Source organism: Shinella sp. G-2 (genome assembly GCF_050172695.1).
Lineage (GTDB): Bacteria > Pseudomonadota > Alphaproteobacteria > Rhizobiales > Rhizobiaceae > Shinella.
This window is the reverse complement of sequence record NZ_JBBEYH010000002.1, coordinates 382,251-399,736: the sequence shown is the minus strand read 5'-3', so window position 1 is coordinate 399,736 and position 17,486 is coordinate 382,251. Positions and strand designations below refer to the sequence as shown.

15 protein-coding genes are annotated in these 17,486 nt (G+C 65.9%); 8 read left to right on the top strand and 7 right to left on the bottom strand.

Translation table 11 applies throughout. The annotated features are described in order from the left end of the window. The first annotated feature begins 3 nt into the window (after nucleotides 1-3). Nucleotides 4-663 (top strand): guanylate kinase, encoded by a 660-nt coding sequence (gene gmk / locus V8U06_RS05900; protein WP_226919746.1) that lies wholly within the window; start codon nucleotides 4-6, stop codon nucleotides 661-663. Between the two features lie 665 nt (nucleotides 664-1,328). Here gmk and rsmA read toward each other — a convergent pair. The 6 genes from rsmA to lptF form a co-directional block, all read right to left on the bottom strand. Beyond that, nucleotides 1,329-2,156, bottom strand: coding sequence for a 16S rRNA (adenine(1518)-N(6)/adenine(1519)-N(6))-dimethyltransferase RsmA (gene rsmA / locus V8U06_RS05895; RefSeq protein ID WP_427139876.1), 828 nt, complete (start codon nucleotides 2,154-2,156; stop codon nucleotides 1,329-1,331). Further along, nucleotides 2,156-3,193 (bottom strand): 4-hydroxythreonine-4-phosphate dehydrogenase PdxA, encoded by a 1,038-nt coding sequence (gene pdxA / locus V8U06_RS05890; RefSeq protein WP_427139875.1) that lies wholly within the window; start codon nucleotides 3,191-3,193, stop codon nucleotides 2,156-2,158. The genes rsmA and pdxA overlap by 1 nt, the downstream gene beginning before the upstream one ends. 129 nt (nucleotides 3,194-3,322) lie before the next feature. Next, the gene (locus tag V8U06_RS05885; RefSeq protein WP_226919743.1) at nucleotides 3,323-4,261 is read right to left on the bottom strand and encodes a peptidylprolyl isomerase; all 939 of its coding nucleotides are present in this window, start codon (nucleotides 4,259-4,261) and stop codon (nucleotides 3,323-3,325) included. Nucleotides 4,262-4,391: 130 nt separating this feature from the next. After that, nucleotides 4,392-6,728: an LPS-assembly protein LptD gene (locus V8U06_RS05880; RefSeq protein ID WP_427139874.1), complete on the bottom strand. Its 2,337-nt coding sequence runs from the start codon at nucleotides 6,726-6,728 to the stop codon at nucleotides 4,392-4,394. Continuing rightward, complete coding sequence (gene lptG / locus V8U06_RS05875; protein WP_427139873.1) at nucleotides 6,728-7,810, bottom strand: LPS export ABC transporter permease LptG; 1,083 nt, start codon at nucleotides 7,808-7,810, stop codon at nucleotides 6,728-6,730. Before lptG ends, V8U06_RS05880 begins: the two co-directional genes overlap by 1 nt. Then, nucleotides 7,807-8,988, bottom strand: coding sequence for an LPS export ABC transporter permease LptF (gene lptF, locus V8U06_RS05870; protein ID WP_226919740.1), 1,182 nt, complete (start codon nucleotides 8,986-8,988; stop codon nucleotides 7,807-7,809). The genes lptG and lptF overlap by 4 nt, the downstream gene beginning before the upstream one ends. Before the next feature lie 270 nt (nucleotides 8,989-9,258). Here lptF and V8U06_RS05865 point away from each other — a divergent pair, with 270 nt between their 5' ends. The 4 genes from V8U06_RS05865 to V8U06_RS05850 all read left to right on the top strand — a co-directional run bounded on the left by V8U06_RS05865 (nucleotide 9,259) and on the right by V8U06_RS05850 (nucleotide 13,129). After that, entirely contained in the window at nucleotides 9,259-10,749 is a 1,491-nt protein-coding gene (locus V8U06_RS05865) for a leucyl aminopeptidase (RefSeq protein WP_427139872.1), read from the top strand. A 7-nt stretch (nucleotides 10,750-10,756) separates the two neighbouring features. Continuing rightward, entirely contained in the window at nucleotides 10,757-11,206 is a 450-nt protein-coding gene (locus V8U06_RS05860) for a DNA polymerase III subunit chi (RefSeq protein WP_226919738.1), read from the top strand. Between the two features lie 106 nt (nucleotides 11,207-11,312). After that, nucleotides 11,313-11,714 carry a MarR family winged helix-turn-helix transcriptional regulator gene (locus tag V8U06_RS05855; protein WP_427139871.1) on the top strand — a complete coding sequence of 134 codons (402 nt, stop codon included), beginning with the start codon at nucleotides 11,313-11,315 and terminating at the stop codon, nucleotides 11,712-11,714. Between the two features lie 122 nt (nucleotides 11,715-11,836). Then, a complete protein-coding gene (locus V8U06_RS05850; RefSeq protein ID WP_427139870.1) occupies nucleotides 11,837-13,129 on the top strand; it encodes an MFS transporter in 1,293 nt (430 codons plus the stop codon). Between the two features lie 56 nt (nucleotides 13,130-13,185). Here V8U06_RS05850 and V8U06_RS05845 read toward each other — a convergent pair whose 3' ends face one another. Further along, nucleotides 13,186-14,112 (bottom strand): Gfo/Idh/MocA family protein, encoded by a 927-nt coding sequence (locus V8U06_RS05845; RefSeq protein ID WP_427139869.1) that lies wholly within the window; start codon nucleotides 14,110-14,112, stop codon nucleotides 13,186-13,188. 248 nt (nucleotides 14,113-14,360) lie between these two features. On the opposite strand from V8U06_RS05845, the gene V8U06_RS05840 reads away from it, so the two are divergent. The 3 genes from V8U06_RS05840 (at nucleotide 14,361) to V8U06_RS05830 (ending at nucleotide 17,335) form a co-directional block, all read left to right on the top strand. Then, complete coding sequence (locus tag V8U06_RS05840) at nucleotides 14,361-14,933, top strand: TRAP transporter small permease subunit (RefSeq protein WP_427139868.1); 573 nt, start codon at nucleotides 14,361-14,363, stop codon at nucleotides 14,931-14,933. Continuing rightward, the gene (locus V8U06_RS05835) at nucleotides 14,930-16,714 is read left to right on the top strand and encodes a TRAP transporter large permease (protein WP_427139867.1); all 1,785 of its coding nucleotides are present in this window, start codon (nucleotides 14,930-14,932) and stop codon (nucleotides 16,712-16,714) included. Before V8U06_RS05840 ends, V8U06_RS05835 begins: the two co-directional genes overlap by 4 nt. Nucleotides 16,715-16,909: 195 nt before the next feature. Then, a complete protein-coding gene (locus V8U06_RS05830; RefSeq protein WP_427139866.1) occupies nucleotides 16,910-17,335 on the top strand; it encodes a copper resistance protein in 426 nt (141 codons plus the stop codon). The last annotated feature ends 151 nt before the right edge of the window (nucleotides 17,336-17,486 follow it).

The window sequence follows — 17,486 nt, the reverse complement described above, 5'->3', positions numbered from 1 at the left end:
GCCATGGCCGAACCGTCGAAGCAGATCCATATCGAGCGCCGCGGGCTGATGCTCGTCATCTCCTCGCCGTCGGGCGCCGGCAAGTCGACCATCGCCCGCAACCTGCTGGAGGCCGATCCGGGCCTCAGCCTGTCGGTGAGCGTGACGACGCGCCAGCGCCGGGCCAGCGAGATCGCCGGCCGGCACTACCACTTCATCAACCACAAGGAATTCGAGCGGCTGCGCGACAGCGACGCGCTGCTGGAATGGGCCGAGGTGCACGGCAATTTCTACGGCACGCCGCGCGAGCCGGTGGAAGAGGCGATGGGCAAGGGCCGCGACATGCTGTTCGACATCGACTGGCAGGGCGCCCAGCAGCTGCAGGAAAAGATGCCGGCCGACGTCGTCTCCATCTTCATCCTGCCGCCCTCGATGACCGAGCTGCAATCGCGCCTGCACCGCCGCGCCGAGGACACGGAAGAGGTCATCCAGACCCGTCTCGCCAATTCCCGCGCGGAAATCGAGCACTGGCGGGAATACGACTACGTCATCCTCAACGACGACCTGTCGGTCGCCTTCGACGCCGTGCAGAGCATCGTCAAGGCCGAACGCCTGCGCCGCGACCGCCGCCACGGCCTGTTCGACTTCGTGACCCAACTGGTGACGGAAAAGCCGGTGCTCTGAAGGGGGGGGCGGCCAAGCGGCCGCCGCCTGCGCCCGCCCACGCGGCCGCCTCTGCGCGGCCACGCCGCCGCCTTTGCCTTGCTCGCCGATGCGGCCGCTGCCTTTGCGTGCCATACCCGCACGGATGCGGCGAAACAGCCGCATCGTCATTCCCTGCGCATCAACCTTTCCTCCGTCATCCCGGCCTTGCACCGGGATCCAGCCGCCACGTGTCCGCGCGGCGAGAGGACGCCTCGCATCTGGTGACGGGAGTCTTTCGCGCTCGCAGACGCGAGCGCGCTGGACCCCGGATCAAGTCCGGGGTGACGGAGGAGAGGGAAGCGGATCGCTCCGGAGGCTTCGGGGCGGCGCGGCCCCTGGCGCGTTAGCCAGCCGTGCAGCGGGGCTGAGGCGAGTCGGTCGAGTAACCGCGGCCTTGGCCGCCGTGCTTCGCGCTTGCGGTTCATTCTCCGCACAGGGCTTCATACCCTGCGCACGAACCTCTCCTCCGTCATCCCGGCCTTGAGCCGGGATCCAGCCGCCGCGCGTCCGCGCGGCGAGAGGACGCCTCGCATCTGGTGACGGGAGTCTTTCGCGCTCGCGGACGCGAGCGTGCTGGACCCCGGCTCAAGGCCGGGGTGACGGAGGAGAGGGGTGAGGGAATTCAGGAAGGGAGGCGGCGCCTCTTAGAGCGCGTTGGCCAGCCGGACGAATTCTTCGACGCTCAGCGTCTCGGCGCGGCGCTGCGGGTCGATGTCGGCTTTGGCCAGCAGGGTCTCGCCACCGAGGGATTTGACGCTCTGGCGCAGCATCTTGCGGCGCTGGCCGAAGGCGGCGTGGGTGACGCGTTCGAGGGCGGAGACATCGCAGGCGAGCGGATTGGGCACAGGTTCCAGATGCACGACCGAGGACGTGACCTTCGGCGGCGGCGTGAAGGCCTGCGGCGGCACGTCGAAGGCCATGCGCGCATCCGTGCGCCAGCCGCAGAGCACGCCGAGGCGGCCATAGTGGTCGTCGTTCTCTTCGGCGACGATGCGCAGGCCCACCTCGCGCTGGAACATCAGCGTCAGCGAGTCCCAGAAGGGTGGCCAAGTCTTGGGCAGCAGCCAGTTGACGAGAAGCTGCGTGCCGACATTGTAGGGCAGGTTGGCGATGATGCGCACCGGCTCGCCGGGCGCCAGCGCCTCGAAATCGGTCTTCAGGGCATCGCCCTCGATGACCGTCAGGCGGCCCGGATAGTGGTCGGAAATCTCCGCCAGCGCCGGCAGGCAGCGGGCGTCCCGCTCGATGGCGATGACGCGCTTTGCGCCGAGCGCGAGGATGGCGCGCGTCAGGCCGCCCGGGCCGGGGCCGACCTCGATCACCGTATGGTTCTCTATGGGGCCGGCCGTGCGGGCGATCTTCTGCGTGAGGTTGAGATCGAGCAGGAAGTTCTGGCCGAGCGCCTTCTTGGCATCCAGCCCATGGCGCTGGATGACGTCGCGCAGCGGCGGAAGTCCGTCGAGGGCAGCCATTACGCCGTCTCCTTCGTGTTGCGTTCATGCGCGGCAAGCACGGCCGCAAGGCTGAGCGCCGCCAGCAGGCTGTCGGGCCTGGCGACGCCCTTGCCGGCGAGCGCGAAGGCCGTGCCGTGGTCCGGCGAGGTGCGGATGAAGGGCAGGCCGAGCGTCGCATTGACGGAATCGTCGAAGCCGAGCGCCTTGGCCGGGATCAGCGCCTGGTCGTGATACATGCAGAGCGCCACGTCATAGCTCGCGCGGGCGGCGTCGTGGAACATCGTGTCGGCCGGAAGCGGGCCGACGGCCGAAATGCCGGCGGCCTTCAGGCGTTCGACCGCCGGGCGCACGATAGCATCGTCCTCCAGCCCCAGCGCGCCGCCTTCGCCGGCATGCGGGTTGAGGCCGGCAATCGCAAGGCGCGGCCGGGTTATGCCGAAGCGCTGGCGAAGGTCCCGTTCGGTGATGACGGCGGTCTCGACGATGAGGTCTTCCGTCAGCGCCTCCGGCACGTCCTTCAGCGGGATGTGGATGGTGACGGGCACGGCGCGCAGCTTCGGTCCGGCCAGCAGCATGACGGGCAGGAGGGCTTCTTCGCCCGTCGCCTTTGCCGCGAGATCGGCGAGGAATTCCGTATGGCCGGGAAAGCCGAAGCCGGCGTCGTAGAGCACGGCCTTGGCGATGGGATTGGTGACGACCGCGGCCGTGCGGCCCGCCATGGTGAGGGCGACGGCCGTCTCGATGGCGCCGGTAATGGCGGCGGCATTGCGGGAATCGGGTTCGCCGGCGACGACGGGCGCGGCGCAATCGGCGGCGAGGACCGGAAGGGCATCGGAAAAGACGCTCGCCGCCGTCTCGGGCGTCGCCGCAGCGAGCGCGACGTCGAGGCCGAGCAGGGCGGCCCGTTCGGCAAGGGCCGCGGCGTCGCCGATGAAGAGGAAGGGGGGAAGCGAAAGCGTCTTGCGGTCCGACCAGAGGGCAAGGGTGATATCCAGCCCGATCCCCGCCGGGTCGCCCATGGTGAGCGCCAGCGGCGGTGTGTGCGTCGTCGTCATGAGGCCCTGCCGGAAGGGCAGTCCCGGGGGCGGCATGCGCCGCGATCCGGACCTGCTTGGAAACGGAAGCCGGGGCTTTCGAGACCGCCGGCGGGGTGGGTCAGCGCCCCGCGGCCGGGGCGCCTGTCGTCAGCGTTCGGTGATCGTCGCCTTCTTGCGCAGTTCGGCGAGGTACTTCTTGCTGTTCTCGTCGTTCTCGTTGCCCTTGCTGTTGGCAAGGTCCTCGGCGCGGAAGACCATTTCGGCGGCGACGTCGTCGTTCACTTCGCGCTGCTTGCAGATCGCGAGATATTCGACGCCGCGCTCGGTGACGCGCGTGCCGGTCGTCTGGCCCTTGGCCTTTTCGATCAGCGGCTTCCAGTCCGCCGGCATTTCGGGCGCGAGCACGCGGCCGAGGTCGCGGATCGACACGTCATGCATGGTCGCGGCAAAGGCCTTGGCGCCCTCGCAGCCCGGGAACTTCGAGCGGGAGGCTTCCGCCTCCGCCTTGCGCTTGCCGAGAATGGCGTTGCGGCGCTTTTCCGGCACGACGAAGATCACCTGCTTGAGGAAGTATTCCGTCGTCACCGGCTTCTTGCCGCCGTTTTCCTGCATGCGCTCGACGAGCGACTTGCCGTTGGTCGTCCGGCCGTATTTGGCATTGACGATGCGCGGCCAGCTCATCTGCAGGGCGATGAACTGCTTGAAGTGTTCGGCGCCGACGCCGGCCTGGCTGAGGATCTTGCCGAGCTGGTCGGGCGTCATCTTGTTGGAGGAGGCAAAGCGCGCGAAGGCCGCGTCGACCTCGGTCGTGGTGACGGAGGCGCGGGCACGGGTGATTTCCTCGCGCTTCAGCGCATCCTCGATCAGCTGTTCCCGGGCGAGGCTGCGCAGGTTCCCCTTGGCGCGCTGCAGCTTCAGGAAGTTGACGCGGCGTTCGACATCCCCGCTGGTGATCGCCGTGTTGTTGACGACCGCGACAACCGAGCTTGCAGCCTGAGCGGTGCCCACGGGGGCGGAGAACGTCACCGCTGCGGTGAGCGCGAGGCCCATCATCACGGAACGCACCAGAGATTGTCTGCCCATCATGCCAGTCCCTTTTTCAAACCCATTTCGCACGCTCCCGCCCGCTCAAGCGCGGGGACCGGGAGGAAAACTCTCCCGGATGTGCATAATACATGCGGCCAAACGATGACAAGAGCAGCCCGCGGCAGGCTCGTCAGAAGCCGGTGAGCGTCGTGTCGCCGACCTGGATGTCGCCGATGGTGCGGAACATCAGGCGGGCGCCGATCGACCAGTCGTTCGCCACGCTGCTCGATTTGTCGCGCGTCTGCTCGTAGACGATCGAGAAGACGGTGTCGCGGTCGTCATAGGACAGGCCGACGCCATTGCGCGAGACGACGTGGTTGCCGATGTCGTAGGTGATGGAACCGAAGACGGACCAGTAGTCGTGGAACTTGAACGCGGCCGCGCCCTGAACCTCGCTGGCGGAATCGATCAGGCCGTAGAGCGGCTGCGAGGCGATGCGCGTATAGGTCAGCTCCGTCTCGAAGCGCGCGCCGTCGAAGCGCAGCGACGTGTCGGAGCGGCGCAGCGACAGGTTGTCCTTGTCGAGGCGTGCGCGGGTGGAGAACGAAATGCCGTTCGGCAGGTCGACGCCCGCCATGCCGACATAGTCGGAAACGTCCGTCTCGAGGCCCGAATTGGCGCCGGCATTGACGAGATCGTCCGTCGCGAAGGAGTTCACGCCGCCCAGATGGAAGGACTGGCCGATGATGCTGCGCAGCTGCACGCCATTGTCGAAGGTGCCGGTATAGCGGATGCCGAGATTGGCGCGCGTGCCGCCCTCGATGCGGTCGAAGCCCGAGAACTTGTCGCGTTCGAAGAGGTTGGTGGCGTCGAAGACGAAGCTCTGCGCGTCCTCGTTCGGCAGGCCGCCGGCAAGGTCCTCGCTCGGACGCGCATAGATCTGCGCGATCGGCTCGAAGAGATGCGTGCTGGTGTCGGTGGTCGCCAGGATCGGGTAGCGCGCCTCGAGACCGGCCGTCAGCATGGCGCGGGTCGCCGAATCGTCCATCTCGTAGGTGCCGGCATAACCGGCGCCCGGCGGACGCATGTCGAGGCGGTGGATGTCGCCGCGGGCGGCGAGAAGGGGGGTGAGCACGAGGCCGCCCGGCACGACGAACTGGCGTTTCCATTCCAGTTCGCTGGTCAGGCGCGTGGTGCCGCCTTCAAGGCCGCGGAAGCGGTCCTTGCCGCCCACCGTGTAGGTGTCGGCGAGATCGCGCTCGATATTGGTCAGGTTCGTCGTGACGCTAAGCTCGCCGCCGAACACCGGCTGCGGCACGATATATTCGTGGTCGAGCGTCTGGACGATGGCCTGCTTGCTTTCGGCCTTGTCCAGCGGATCGGCGTCCTGCACGTCGAAATAGAAGGCGCGCAGGTCGAAGCTGTTGCGGCGGCCGAGGCCCGACAGATAGCCTTCGTTGACGAAGGTATCGTCCTTGAAGCCGTCGATATCGTAGGTGCGCGAGAAGTTGTTGTCGGTCTGCGTCATGACGTTCCAGCCGAACGTCCAGCGCGGATTGATCTGGAACTTGCCGGTCGAGCCGACCATGCCGCGGAAGCCGTCTTCTTCCCAGTCGCTGGTGTTCTTGGTGAACGAATCGGCGCTGAGCTGGCGGATGCCGGCGGCGTGCAGCGTGATCTGACCGTTATGGAAGCGCTTGCGGAATTCGGCTTCCATGAGGAAGCCCTGCTTGGTGAAGACCGTGGGCGACAGCGTCGCGTCCATGTCGGGCGCGATGGCGATGTAATAGGGCGCCGTTATGCCGAGGCCGAGCTTTTGCGCGTAGCGGAAACGCGGGAACAGGAAGCCGGTCTTGCGCTTGACGGTGTGGTCGGGCAGCTCAAGCACCGGAATATAGGCGATCGGCTTGCCGAACATCTCGAAGCGCGCGCGCTCGAGGCGGATGGTGCGGGTGCGGCCGTTCTGCACGACGCGCTCGGCCTTGACTTCCCACAGGCCGCGATGGGTCGGGTTGGTGGCGCAGGGCGTGCAGGCGGTATAGACGGCGTGGTTGAGGATCATCTCCTCGCCGTTGACGCGCTCGCCGCTGGTCGCCGCCAGCTTGGTGAGGTCGGTGGTCTCGATGCGCAGCGCGTTGACGAAGCCGTTGGCGAAATCGTCCGACAGGTCCATCTCTTCGCCGTAGACCCGGTTGCCGGTCGGTTCGACGAGTTCGATATTGCCGCGCGCCCTCAGCCGGCCCGTCTTCTGGTCGTATTCGACCTCGCGGGCGACGAGCTTGTAGCCGCCGTAATTGATCTGCACGGCGCCGCGCGCGACGACCGTCTGATTGTCATTGTTATAGACGAGCTCGTTGGATGCGAGCAGCAGCTTGCTACCTTCCGGGATGTTCGGTTCCATCGTGGAGATGTCCGTCATCTGCGCGGAAGCGGGCAGGGAGAATGCGGGCATGAGGGCGCACATGGCCGCACCTGCAAGCAGGGCGGCTTTCAACCACCGATTCGTTTTGCGGGCGCCTACCGCCACTAGCCGTCCTCCTGATGGAGAAGAATCGTCGCGCCCAAGGACATTGCGACGACCACTGGGAGCCAGGCCGCAACGAACGGAGGAACAACACCGCTGCTTCCGAATGCCTTCACAAGCACGGTGACGACATAAAGCATGAAGCCTGACAGGATTCCACCCAGAATCACCGCACGCGATTGATTAAACCGACTAAATTTTAACGATACACAGGCTGCGATCAGCGTCATCGCAACCAGGAGCAGCGGCAGCGAGAGCATGGAATGGAACTGCGTTTCCATCGCATTCGTCGGGAAGCCGAAGGACTTTGCCGCCGCGATCTTCCGGCCGAGTTCGAAAAAGGCAATGCTTTCAGGCTTTTCCAGACTCTCCTGAACGAACTCCCGTTTCAGGTTGGTACGAAGCTGTACCTCTGCGAGACGAACCGGCAGTTCACCGCTGCGCGTTTCGTTCACATTCTTAAGAAGCCAGTAACCATCTTCCAAAGTGGCCGAGTCGGCGTCCTGCCTGAGCACGATGCGGCTGTCGGAATCAAAGTGGATAACCGAGACGTTGAGAAGGCGCGTGCCGTTGTCGAGAACGGCCTTGGCGCCGATGATCGCCTCGTCCTTGTCATAGATCTGGCGCAGCCACGGAATGGAGGTTTCCGAGCGCGCCGCATTGGTCGCGCCCCAGGATGCTTCGAACTCCAGAGCCTTCCGGCTTCCCCAGGCGGCGAGCGGATTGAGCGTCAGGACCGCGAGCAGGCCGAAGAGGAAGGCGCCGACGACGAAGGGGCGCAGGAACTGCCAGACGGAAATGCCGGCCGCGCGCGTCACCACCAGTTCGTAGCGCCGGTTGAGCGAGATCAGCGCGGCCATGCCGGAAAAGAGCGCGACGAAGGGCACGGTCTGCATCAGGATCGTCGGGATGCGCAGCGCCGTGACGAGAAGGCCGGTGCTCAGCGTATAGCCCGGCAATGCGCCGACGCGGTTCGACATTTCGGAAAAGTCGATGATGAAGACCAGCGAGAAGATGCCGAGCAGGAACCAGAGCGTGGTGACGATGTAGCGGCGGAAGAAATAGAAGCCGAGCGTGCCGATCATGGCGTGCCGCTCCCGCCGGTGGGGGCGGCGCCCGGCCGCAGGCGCGCCAGAATCCGGTCGCGCAGTTCCGTGAGGCGCTCGCCGAGCGTGGCGGGGATTTCAAGGCTCTTGTTGCGCGCGAGATAGCGGATGGCAAGGCCGGCCGTGACGATCGGGATCAGATACATGACGGGGATGAAATAGACCGATTCTTCCGCATTGTTCGAGGCGTAGAAGCTGGCCCAGCGCACGAAGAGCGCGGTGAGCAGCGCCGTGATCATCGGATGCATGCGCGCCTCGCGGTGCGAGCGGGCGTCGGCGCTGACGACGAGGGCGATCAGGCCGAAGACCGCCGGGAACAGCCATTCGCTGAAGCGGCGGTGCAGCTCGGCGGTGAAGGCGCCCGGGTTTTTCTTGTATTGCGGATCTTCGGGGTCGGGATGGATGAGATAGGGCAGGTCCCGGTCCTTGGCGCGCACGTTCGAGGTGCCGGTGCTCTGCGTGAGGTCGGCCAGGTCGAAGGCGTAGGATTCGAACTTGATGATGGAGACGTTGCCGTCCGGCAGCTTGCGGTGCACCTCGCCGTCCTTCATCACGAGGGCGGAGGAGTTTTCGTCCACCGCGCCTTCGCGGGCATAATAGACCATCTCGAAGCGCGGATCGCGCGTGTCGGCGACGAAGAGCCCGTGCAGCACGCCGCCGTTGCGGCGCTCGGCCACCTGCACATAGAGCCCGTCGGTGACCTTGCGGAAGGTGTTTTCCTGCACGACGGAGGAGAGCATGTCGGCATGGGCGGTCGCGATCATCTTGCGCACGGCCATGCGGGAATAGGGCTCGACGAAATTGTCGACCGCGAAGGAGACGAGGCTCATCGCCACGGCGAGGATCATGATCGGCCGGATGATGGTGGTGCGCGAGCTGCCGGCCGAATTGAGGACGGTCAGCTCCGAATCGGCGTTCATGACGGTCAGCGTCTGCGACACGCCGATGACCAGCGCGAAGGGCAGGATGATCGGGATGACCGAGGGCAGGATGAGGGTGGCGAGCTTCACGAAGGCGAAGATCGACTGGCCGCTGTCGGTGACGAGGTTGATGCTGCTGAGGGCCTGCGTCACCCACACGATGCCGAGCAGGGGCAGGAGCGTGGCGACGAACATGAGCGACGCCCGCCGCAGGATATAGCGCTCGATCAGTTTCATCTTTCAGTCCGCACGTCCGACAAGCGGTTCTCGTCCCGCGTCCACGACGCCCATCAACGGAACTGCAATGGGCATATAAGCTTTCTTGAGGCTGACGCCATAGCGCAGAGTCTGCGCGCGGATGGAAAATTTATGGCGAACAAGCATGCCTAACGATCTCTAAACAAGCGGGCGCATCTTGCCAAGCGTCGCAAAAGCGACAAGGAATTGGTGGCAATAGCGGCCTTTGCGGCCGAACGAAAGGCCGTACGGCCCCCTGCGGAGTGAATCATGCCTTCCAAATTCGACATCGGTTTTGCCAAGAGCGCGCGCGCATCCGGCGGCCTCGCCGTCCTTCTCCAGATCTCCGGCGGGCAGGCGGCGGGCATCGGCGAGGTGGATCCGCAGGGCGTCGTCGCCCGCGCGGCCGATGTGGCGAAATTCACCGGCAAGGCCTTGAAGAGCCTCGATGTTCTCGCCCCGCACGGCGCATCCGCCGACCGCATTCTCGTGCTCGGCCTCGGCGAGGCGGACAAGCTGACGGCCCATGACTGGCTGAAGGCGGGCGGCGCTGCCGCGGCACGGATCGGCCGCGCCGAGAAGGCGACGGTCTATCTCGACGCGCCCGGCGTTTCCGTTACCGACAGGAACGCGGCGGACTTCGCGCTCGGCATGCAGCTCGGCGTCTACAGCTTCGATATCTACAAGACGAAAAAGGGCGAGGACGACGAGGCGAAGAACGCCAAGAGCGTCAAGGTGACGCTCGTCACCGCCGTCGCGAGCGCCGCCAAGAAGGCCAACGAGGTGTCCGACGCGGTGGCCGAGGGCGTGATTCTCGCGCGCAACCTCGTCAACGAGCCGGCCAACGTGCTCGGCCCGGTCGAGTTCGCCGACAAGGCCAAGGCGCTCGAAAAGCTCGGCGTCGAGGTGGATATCCTCACCGAGCGCGAGATGAAGAAGCTCGGCATGGCCGCGTTGCTCGGCGTCGCGCAGGGCTCCGTGCGTCCGCCGCGTCTTGCGATCATGCAGTGGAAGGGCGGCAAGGAGAAGGACCGTCCCATCGCCTTCATCGGCAAGGGCGTGGTCTTCGACACGGGCGGCATCTCGATCAAGCCGGCCGCCGGCATGGAAGACATGAAGGGCGACATGGGCGGCGCGGCCGCCGTCATCGGCCTCATGCACACGCTGGCCGCCCGCAAGGCGAAGGCCAATGTCGTCGGCATTCTCGGCCTTGTGGAAAACATGCCCGACGGCAATGCCCAGCGCCCCGGCGACATCGTCAAGTCGATGTCCGGCCAGACCATCGAGGTCATCAACACCGATGCGGAAGGCCGCCTCGTCCTGTGCGACGCGCTCTGGTACTGCAACGAGACCTTCAAGCCGCAGTTCATGATCAACCTCGCGACGCTGACCGGCGCGATCATGGTGGCGCTCGGCAGCCACCATGCGGGCCTGTTCTCCAACGACGACACGCTGTCCGCGCGCCTGACGGCCGCCGGCCTTGCCACCAACGAGCGCCTGTGGCGCATGCCGCTCGGCCGCGAATACGACCGGATGATCGACAGCAAGTTCGCCGACATGAAGAACACCGGCGGACGTTATGCCGGCTCGATCACCGCCGCGCAGTTCCTGCACCGCTTCGTCAAGGACACGCCCTGGGCGCATCTCGATATCGCCGGCACCGCCATGGGCTCGCCGACCGACGAGATCAACCAGTCCTGGGGCTCCGGCTTCGGCGTGCGCCTGCTCGACGAACTGGTGCGCGCGAATTACGAGGGGTGAGGGAGAGGTGAGCGAGGTCCTCTTCTATCACCTGACGGAATCCAAGCTCGAAGACGCGCTGCCGCCTCTGCTCGACAAGAGCCTGGAGCGCGGCTGGCGCGTCGTCGTGCAGGCGGGCGATGCCGAGCGCCGCGACGCGCTCGACACGCATCTGTGGACCTTCCGCGAGGACAGTTTCCTGCCGCACGGCACGGACGAGCAGGCCTTTCCGGCCGACCAGCCCGTGCTGCTGACGGCTTCGCCCGACAATCCGAACGCCGCCACCGTGCGCTTCCTCGTCGCCGGCGCCGAGCCGCCGCCGCTCGATGCCTATGAGCGCGTCATCTTCATGTTCGACGGCTACGACCAGGACGAGGTGGAGACGGCGCGCGCGCACTGGAAGCGCCTGAAGGGCGAGGGCCACACGCTCACCTACTGGCAGCAGAACAGCGACGGGCGCTGGGCGAAGAAGGCCTGATCCATCGCATTCTCCGACACGATCGGGCGTGGACCGCCGCCGGGAGAGGGCGGCGGTCGCGCGCACCCTCTTGCGCGCGGGGCATTCATGGGTATATACCCGCGACATGACCAAGGACCTCTGCCACTGCATCGTCTTGCGCAAGGCCTCGCGCCGCGTCTCGTCCTACTATGACGAGGCGCTGCAGCCGCTTGGCGTGAACATTGCGCAATTCAGCCTGCTGCGGAACATCAACCGCATGGCGCCGGTGTCGCTGACCGATCTTGGCCAGCGCGTCGAACTCGACCGCTCGACGGTGGGGCGCAATGCCAAGGTGCTGGAGCGCATGGGGCTGGTGGATATTCGCCCCGGCAAGGACCAGCGCGAGGCCACGCTGACGGTGAGCGAGGCGGGGCAGGCGGTGCTGACGGAAGGCGCACCGCTGTGGGATGGCGTCCAGGCGGGCATCGAATCGCGCCTCGGGCCCGACGGCGCCGAACAGTTGCGGCGGCTTCTCGCCGCGCTCTGAGTTTTTTTGACAGGAAAGGGGTATCTGCCCGTATCTGCGGGCAGATACCCGGAAAACCCGCCGAACCGGCGGCATCACGAAAAGCCAGCCGCATCGGCGGCACTATGAAAGGAACGTCGACCATGGTCTCCGCAAGCCTCGCCCGATGGATGGCGCGCCGAAATCTCCACTATGGCTGGGTGGTCGCCGCGACCACCTTCCTCACCATGCTGGCGACGGCCGGCGCCATGGGCTCGGCGGGCGTCATGATTCAGCCGCTGCACGAGGAATTCGGCTGGGACATCGCCGACATTTCCTCCGCCATGGCGGTGCGGCTGGTTTTGTTCGGCCTGCTCGGCCCCTTCGCCGCCGCCTTCATGAACCATTTCGGCATCCGCCAGGTGGTGGCCAGCGCGCTCGCCCTCATCATGGGCGGCATCGTCGCCTCCTTCTTCATGGCCGAGGTCTGGCAGCTCCTGCTGCTGTGGGGCGTGGTGATCGGCGTCGGCACCGGCATGACGGCGCTGGTGCTGGGCGCTACGGTCGCGACGCGCTGGTTTTCCAAGCGCCGCGGTCTCGTCGTCGGCCTGATGACGGCCAGCAACGCCACCGGCCAGCTCGTCTTCCTGCCGCTGCTCGCCGCGCTGACGGAGGCCTATGGCTGGCGCGCGGCGCTGACGCTCTCCGTCGCCGTCATCGCCGCCGCCATGCTGCTCGTGCTTCTCCTGATGCGCGATCACCCGGCCGATGTCGGCCTGCCGGCCTATGGCGAGACGGCCGTCGCCGTGCCGCCCCGGCAGGACCATTCCCTCGGCGCCACGCTGCTCGCCCCGCTCGTCACCCTGCGCAGCGTCTCCGGCAACCCGGTCTTCTGGGTGCTGTTCGGCACGTTCTTCGTCTGCGGCCTGTCGACCAACGGCCTCATCCAGACCCACTGGATCTCGATCTGCGGCGATTTCGGCATGGCGGCGGTCACGGCGGCGGGCACGCTCGCGGTCATCGGCATCTTCGATTTCATCGGCACCGTCTTCGCCGGCTGGCTGTCCGACCGCTACGACAACCGCTTCCTGCTCTTCTGGTTCTACGGTCTTCGGGGCCTGTCGCTGCTCTACCTGTCGGTCTCCGGTTTCAGCATGCTGGAACTCTCGGTCTTCGCCGTCTTCTACGGCCTCGACTGGGTCGCGACGGTGCCGCCGACCGTCAAGCTGGCGGCGGAGAATTTCGGCCGCGAGAAGGCCGGGCTGGTCTTCGGTTGGGTCTTCGCCGGCCACCAGCTGGGCGCCGCCACCGCCGCCTTCGGCGCCGGCACTCTCAAGAGCGACTACGACACCTATATGCCCGCCCTGCAGATCGCCGGCCTGATGTGCGTGCTGGCCGCGCTCTCGGTGCTGCTGCTCCGGCGGCCGGGGTCGCGCCCGGTCGCCGCCGCGGCCTGATCGATGCAAAGGGATCGGGACAAATGAAAAGGCCCTCCGTGCGGAGGGCCTTTTTCTTAATCGTGGAAGGCGTCGACGAACTTGCGCCGCCCGAGCATGAAGGCGTCGGCGACGTGGCGGAGGGGGGCGAGGTCGACATCCGACGTCCCGGCCTTCACGATCTCGGCAAAGCGCCTGTAGAGCATCGGATATTCCTGCTCCGGTTCGTCATGCACCAGCTTTCCGTCGACGGAGAGTTTCGCGCCGCCCTCGGAGAGCACCATGCGGCCGGCATCGGTTTCCGCCACGATGTCCCAGCTCTGCTTGCCCGTCTGGCGCCAGTCGAACTCGGCCGCAAGGTCGAGGCCTTTCGCGTCGGAGAAGGTCATGGACGCGGCGATGGGCGCGTCGCGGTTTTCCGGGAATTCCAGCGTCGCGGCGGTGATGAAGACCGGGCGCGGCAGGATATGGGTGACGATGGACAGCGCATTGATGCCGGGGTCGAACACGCCGAGACCGCCGGCCTGCCAGATCCAGTCCTGGTTGGGATGCCAGTGGCGCACGTCTTCCTTCCAGATTACCCGCATGGAGCGGATCGTCGTGCCGGCGAGGAGGGCCTTCGCCGCCTCGACGGCCGGCGCATAACGCGAATGCCAGCTTGCAAAGAGCGACACGCCCCTGGCGGCGGCAAGCGCCTCGAGGTCGGCGACCTCGGAGAGCGTCGCGCCCGGCGGCTTTTCCAGGAAGACATGTTTTCCCGCCGAAAGCGCCTTTTCGGCCGCCTCGTAGCGATATTGCGGCGGCATGCACAGTGAGACGGCGTCGATGGCAGGGACCGCCGCCAGCATGGCGTCGATCGACTTGAAATTGTCGATGCCGTCGACCGTGCCGTGCCGGCTCGCCGCGGCGATCAGCCGGTAGTCGCCATTGCCGGCAACGGCCGGAAGATGCTGGTCGCGCACGATCTTGCCGACGCCGACGATTGCGAGATTGATCGGTGACATGTCTCCGCCCTCATTTGTATGACAAATCGGCCGTTGTTTTAGCAGAACCTTCGGCGGGGGCAAGAGCGCCCTTGCGCCGTCTTCTGCCTACCGTTTGTGCATCTGCCCAAATGCCGTCTTCGCCTTTCGTCTAATGCCGCCGCTAAGACCGGGAAAACAGGGCCGTGGACTTGAAACGAGGCCTGAAATCGGCACTCTGACGGTGCCTGGCACCAAAGCAATAACACGCCGGGCGGGGAGGAGTTCTCATGAAAACGCTGCTGGTTTTCAGCCGGCTCATCGACGCTATCACGGAAAATATCGGAAAGGCCGTTGGCTGGCTGATCCTCGTCGCCGTGCTTGTCAGCGCCGGAAACGCCATCGTCCGAAAGGTTTTCAACATATCGTCCAATGCCTGGCTCGAGGCGCAATGGTACCTGTTCGGCGGGGCCTTCATGCTGGCCGCCGCCTATACGCTGGCGCAGAACGAGCATATCCGCATCGACGTCGTCTACGGCAAGTTTTCCCGCCGGGTGCAGCACTGGATCGACCTGCTCGGCCATCTCCTGTTCCTGATGCCCTTCGTGCTGCTGATGGTCTATTTCCTCGTGCCCTATGTGCTGATGTCCTATCGCTCGGGCGAGGGCTCCTCCAGCGCCGGCGGCCTCATCGTCTGGCCGGCCAAGGCCATCCTGCTCGCCGGCTTCGTGCTGCTCGCCTTCCAGGGCGTGTCGGAAATCATCAAGAAGCTCGCCATCATGCGCGGCGACCTGGAGGACCCGACCCCCTACGTGCCCACCCACGCACCGCTTGACGTTGCAGCCGAGGAGAAGGGCGCATGATCGAGTTCATTGCGGAAAATCTCGCGCCGATCATGTTCGTGTCGCTGATCGTGTTCCTGCTGCTGGGCTATCCGGTGGCGTTCTCGCTCGCGGCGAACGGTCTGCTCTTCTTCGTCATCGGCGTGGAACTCGCGCCGCTGTCCGATTCGATCAATCTCTCCTGGCCGCTGCTCAACGCGATGCCGGAACGGCTATGGGGGGTGATGTCGAACGACACGTTGCTGGCCATCCCCTTCTTCACCTTCATGGGCATCGTGCTCGAACGCTCCGGGATGGCCGAGGACCTGCTCGACACGATCGGCCAGCTCTTCGGCCCCATCCGCGGCGGTCTTGCCTATGCGGTCATCTTCGTCGGCGCGCTGCTGGCGGCCACCACCGGCGTCGTCGCCGCCTCGGTCATCGCCATGGGCCTGATCTCGCTGCCGATCATGCTGCGCTACGGTTATGACCGGTCGATCGCCTCGGGCGTCATCGCCGCTTCCGGCACGCTCGCCCAGATCATCCCGCCCTCGCTCGTGCTGATCGTGCTTGCCGACCAGCTTGGCCGCTCGGTCGGCGACATGTATGCCGGCGCGCTCATTCCGGGCCTCGTCCTGACCGGCCTCTACATGGGCTACGTGCTGATCATGTCGATCATCCGGCCGAACTCCATGCCGGCCTTGCCGCTGGAGGCGCGTTCGCTCGGCTCGGGCGTCACGTCGCTGTTCATCGCGCTCGCCGTCGCCGCCGGCATCGCCTATGCCGCCCATGTCTATCTCTCGCCGACCCATGGCGAGAATGCCGACATTCTCGGCGCGACCGTCGGCGTCATCTTCATCTATGTCGTGGCGCTGGCGGACAAGACGATGAACATCAACATGATGTCGCGGCTTGCCCAGCAGGTCATCATCGTGCTGATCCCGCCGCTGGCGCTGATTTTCCTCGTGCTCGGCACGATCTTCCTCGGCATCGCGACGCCGACGGAAGGCGGCGCCATGGGCGCGGTCGGCGCGCTGTTCATGGCCGCGGCCAAGGGCCGGCTCACCCTGGACGTGGTGCGCTCGGCACTGACGGCCACCACGCGCCTGTCGGCCTTCGTGCTCTTCATCCTCATCGGCGCCCGCGTCTTCTCGCTCACCTTCTACGGCGTGAACGGGCATCTGTGGGTCGAGCACCTGCTGGTCTCGCTGCCGGGCGGCGAGACGGGCTTCCTGATCGCGGTGAACCTGCTGGTCTTCTTCCTGGCGTTCTTCCTCGATTTCTTCGAACTCGCCTTCATCATCGTGCCGCTGCTCGCGCCGGCCGCCGACAAGCTCGGCATCGACCTTATCTGGTTCGGCGTGCTGCTCGGCATCAACATGCAGACGAGCTTCATGCATCCGCCCTTCGGTTTCGCGCTCTTCTACCTGCGCTCGGTCGCCGCCAAGGTGCCCTATCTCGACAAGGTGACGGGCAAGGTGACCCAGCCGGTGACGACCGGGCAGATCTACTGGGGGGCCGTGCCCTTCGTCTGCATCCAGATCGTCATGGTCGGCCTCACGATCCTCTTCCCGAGCATGGTCATGCACTACAAGGGCGAGGGCAGCGGCGTCGATCCGGCGACCATCAAGATCGAGGTTCCCGGCTTCGGCACCGGCATGACCCTGCCCGATGGCGGCGGCGGCCTCGGCCTGCCGGGCGGCCTGCAGCTTCCCGCCGGCAACCCGCTCGATAGCGGCGGCGAAAAGCCGGCCGAGGGCGGCCAGCAGGGCACGGAGCAGAAGCCCGCCACCGACCTTTCGAGCCCGCCGTCCTTCAACTGACGGCAGGCGCGACTGCCAGTCCCGACGAACCGCCCGCAACCCCGTTGCGGGCGGTTTTTTGCTGGGCCGATCATGGGGGGCGATCATGGGGGGGGCGACCATGGGAGACGGCACGGTCGGGGCGGCCCGCGCACTGTTCAGCACGCTGTCAGCTTGCCTTCGTAGGTCACGCCGGTGATCAACCGAGGAATCGAAATGACATTCATCCGCAGCATGCTTGCAGCCATGGTCGTGGTTACGGCGGCGACGCCCGTCTTTGCGGCAACCACGGTCAGCGTCATCGAGGGCGGCGAAGGCGGCGGGCCGATGACGCTGACGCTCAGCCAGTCGACGGTCAAGGCCGGTGAGACGATCTTCAAGGTGCACAACGATGCTATTTCGGAAGTGCATGAAATGGTGCTGGTCAGGCTGAAATCGCCGGTGCAGAAGGTCGATGTGCTCCCCGGAAAACACCGCGTCGACGAAAAGCAGTTGAAGTCCTTGGGCGAGGTCGCCGACCTCAAGCCCGGCGGGGATGGACAGCTCAAGGCGAAGCTTCAGCCCGGATCCTATCTTCTCCTGTGCAACATCAAGGGTCACTTCGAGGCCGGCATGCACGCGACGCTGACGGTCACCAAATAGGCGATCCCGCCCTGCGGCAGGGCCGGTGGAGCGCGGCGCACGGACGCGCTCCAGTAACGTTACCCTGTCTCGGCCATAACGGTGGCAATGCCGCCTGCACGGCCATCGCCGGCATGTCGGGCCTATGATACATCCCGTCTGACCGCAGGCA

Bases quoted from the DNA above. Each gene is read 5' to 3' on its own strand.
- gmk (WP_226919746.1), top strand. From the start codon at position 4: ATGGCCGAACCGTCGAAGCAGATCCATATCGAGCGCCGCGGGCTGATG.
- rsmA (WP_427139876.1), bottom strand. From the start codon at position 2,156: ATGGCTGCCCTCGACGGACTTCCGCCGCTGCGCGACGTCATCCAGCGC.
- pdxA (WP_427139875.1), bottom strand. From the start codon at position 3,193: ATGACGACGACGCACACACCGCCGCTGGCGCTCACCATGGGCGACCCG.
- V8U06_RS05885 (WP_226919743.1), bottom strand. From the start codon at position 4,261: ATGATGGGCAGACAATCTCTGGTGCGTTCCGTGATGATGGGCCTCGCG.
- lptG (WP_427139873.1), bottom strand. From the start codon at position 7,810: ATGATCGGCACGCTCGGCTTCTATTTCTTCCGCCGCTACATCGTCACC.
- lptF (WP_226919740.1), bottom strand. From the start codon at position 8,988: ATGAAACTGATCGAGCGCTATATCCTGCGGCGGGCGTCGCTCATGTTC.
- V8U06_RS05865 (WP_427139872.1), top strand. From the start codon at position 9,259: ATGCCTTCCAAATTCGACATCGGTTTTGCCAAGAGCGCGCGCGCATCC.
- V8U06_RS05855 (WP_427139871.1), top strand. From the start codon at position 11,313: ATGACCAAGGACCTCTGCCACTGCATCGTCTTGCGCAAGGCCTCGCGC.
- V8U06_RS05850 (WP_427139870.1), top strand. From the start codon at position 11,837: ATGGTCTCCGCAAGCCTCGCCCGATGGATGGCGCGCCGAAATCTCCAC.
- V8U06_RS05845 (WP_427139869.1), bottom strand. From the start codon at position 14,112: ATGTCACCGATCAATCTCGCAATCGTCGGCGTCGGCAAGATCGTGCGC.
- V8U06_RS05840 (WP_427139868.1), top strand. From the start codon at position 14,361: ATGAAAACGCTGCTGGTTTTCAGCCGGCTCATCGACGCTATCACGGAA.
- V8U06_RS05835 (WP_427139867.1), top strand. From the start codon at position 14,930: ATGATCGAGTTCATTGCGGAAAATCTCGCGCCGATCATGTTCGTGTCG.
- V8U06_RS05830 (WP_427139866.1), top strand. From the start codon at position 16,910: ATGACATTCATCCGCAGCATGCTTGCAGCCATGGTCGTGGTTACGGCG.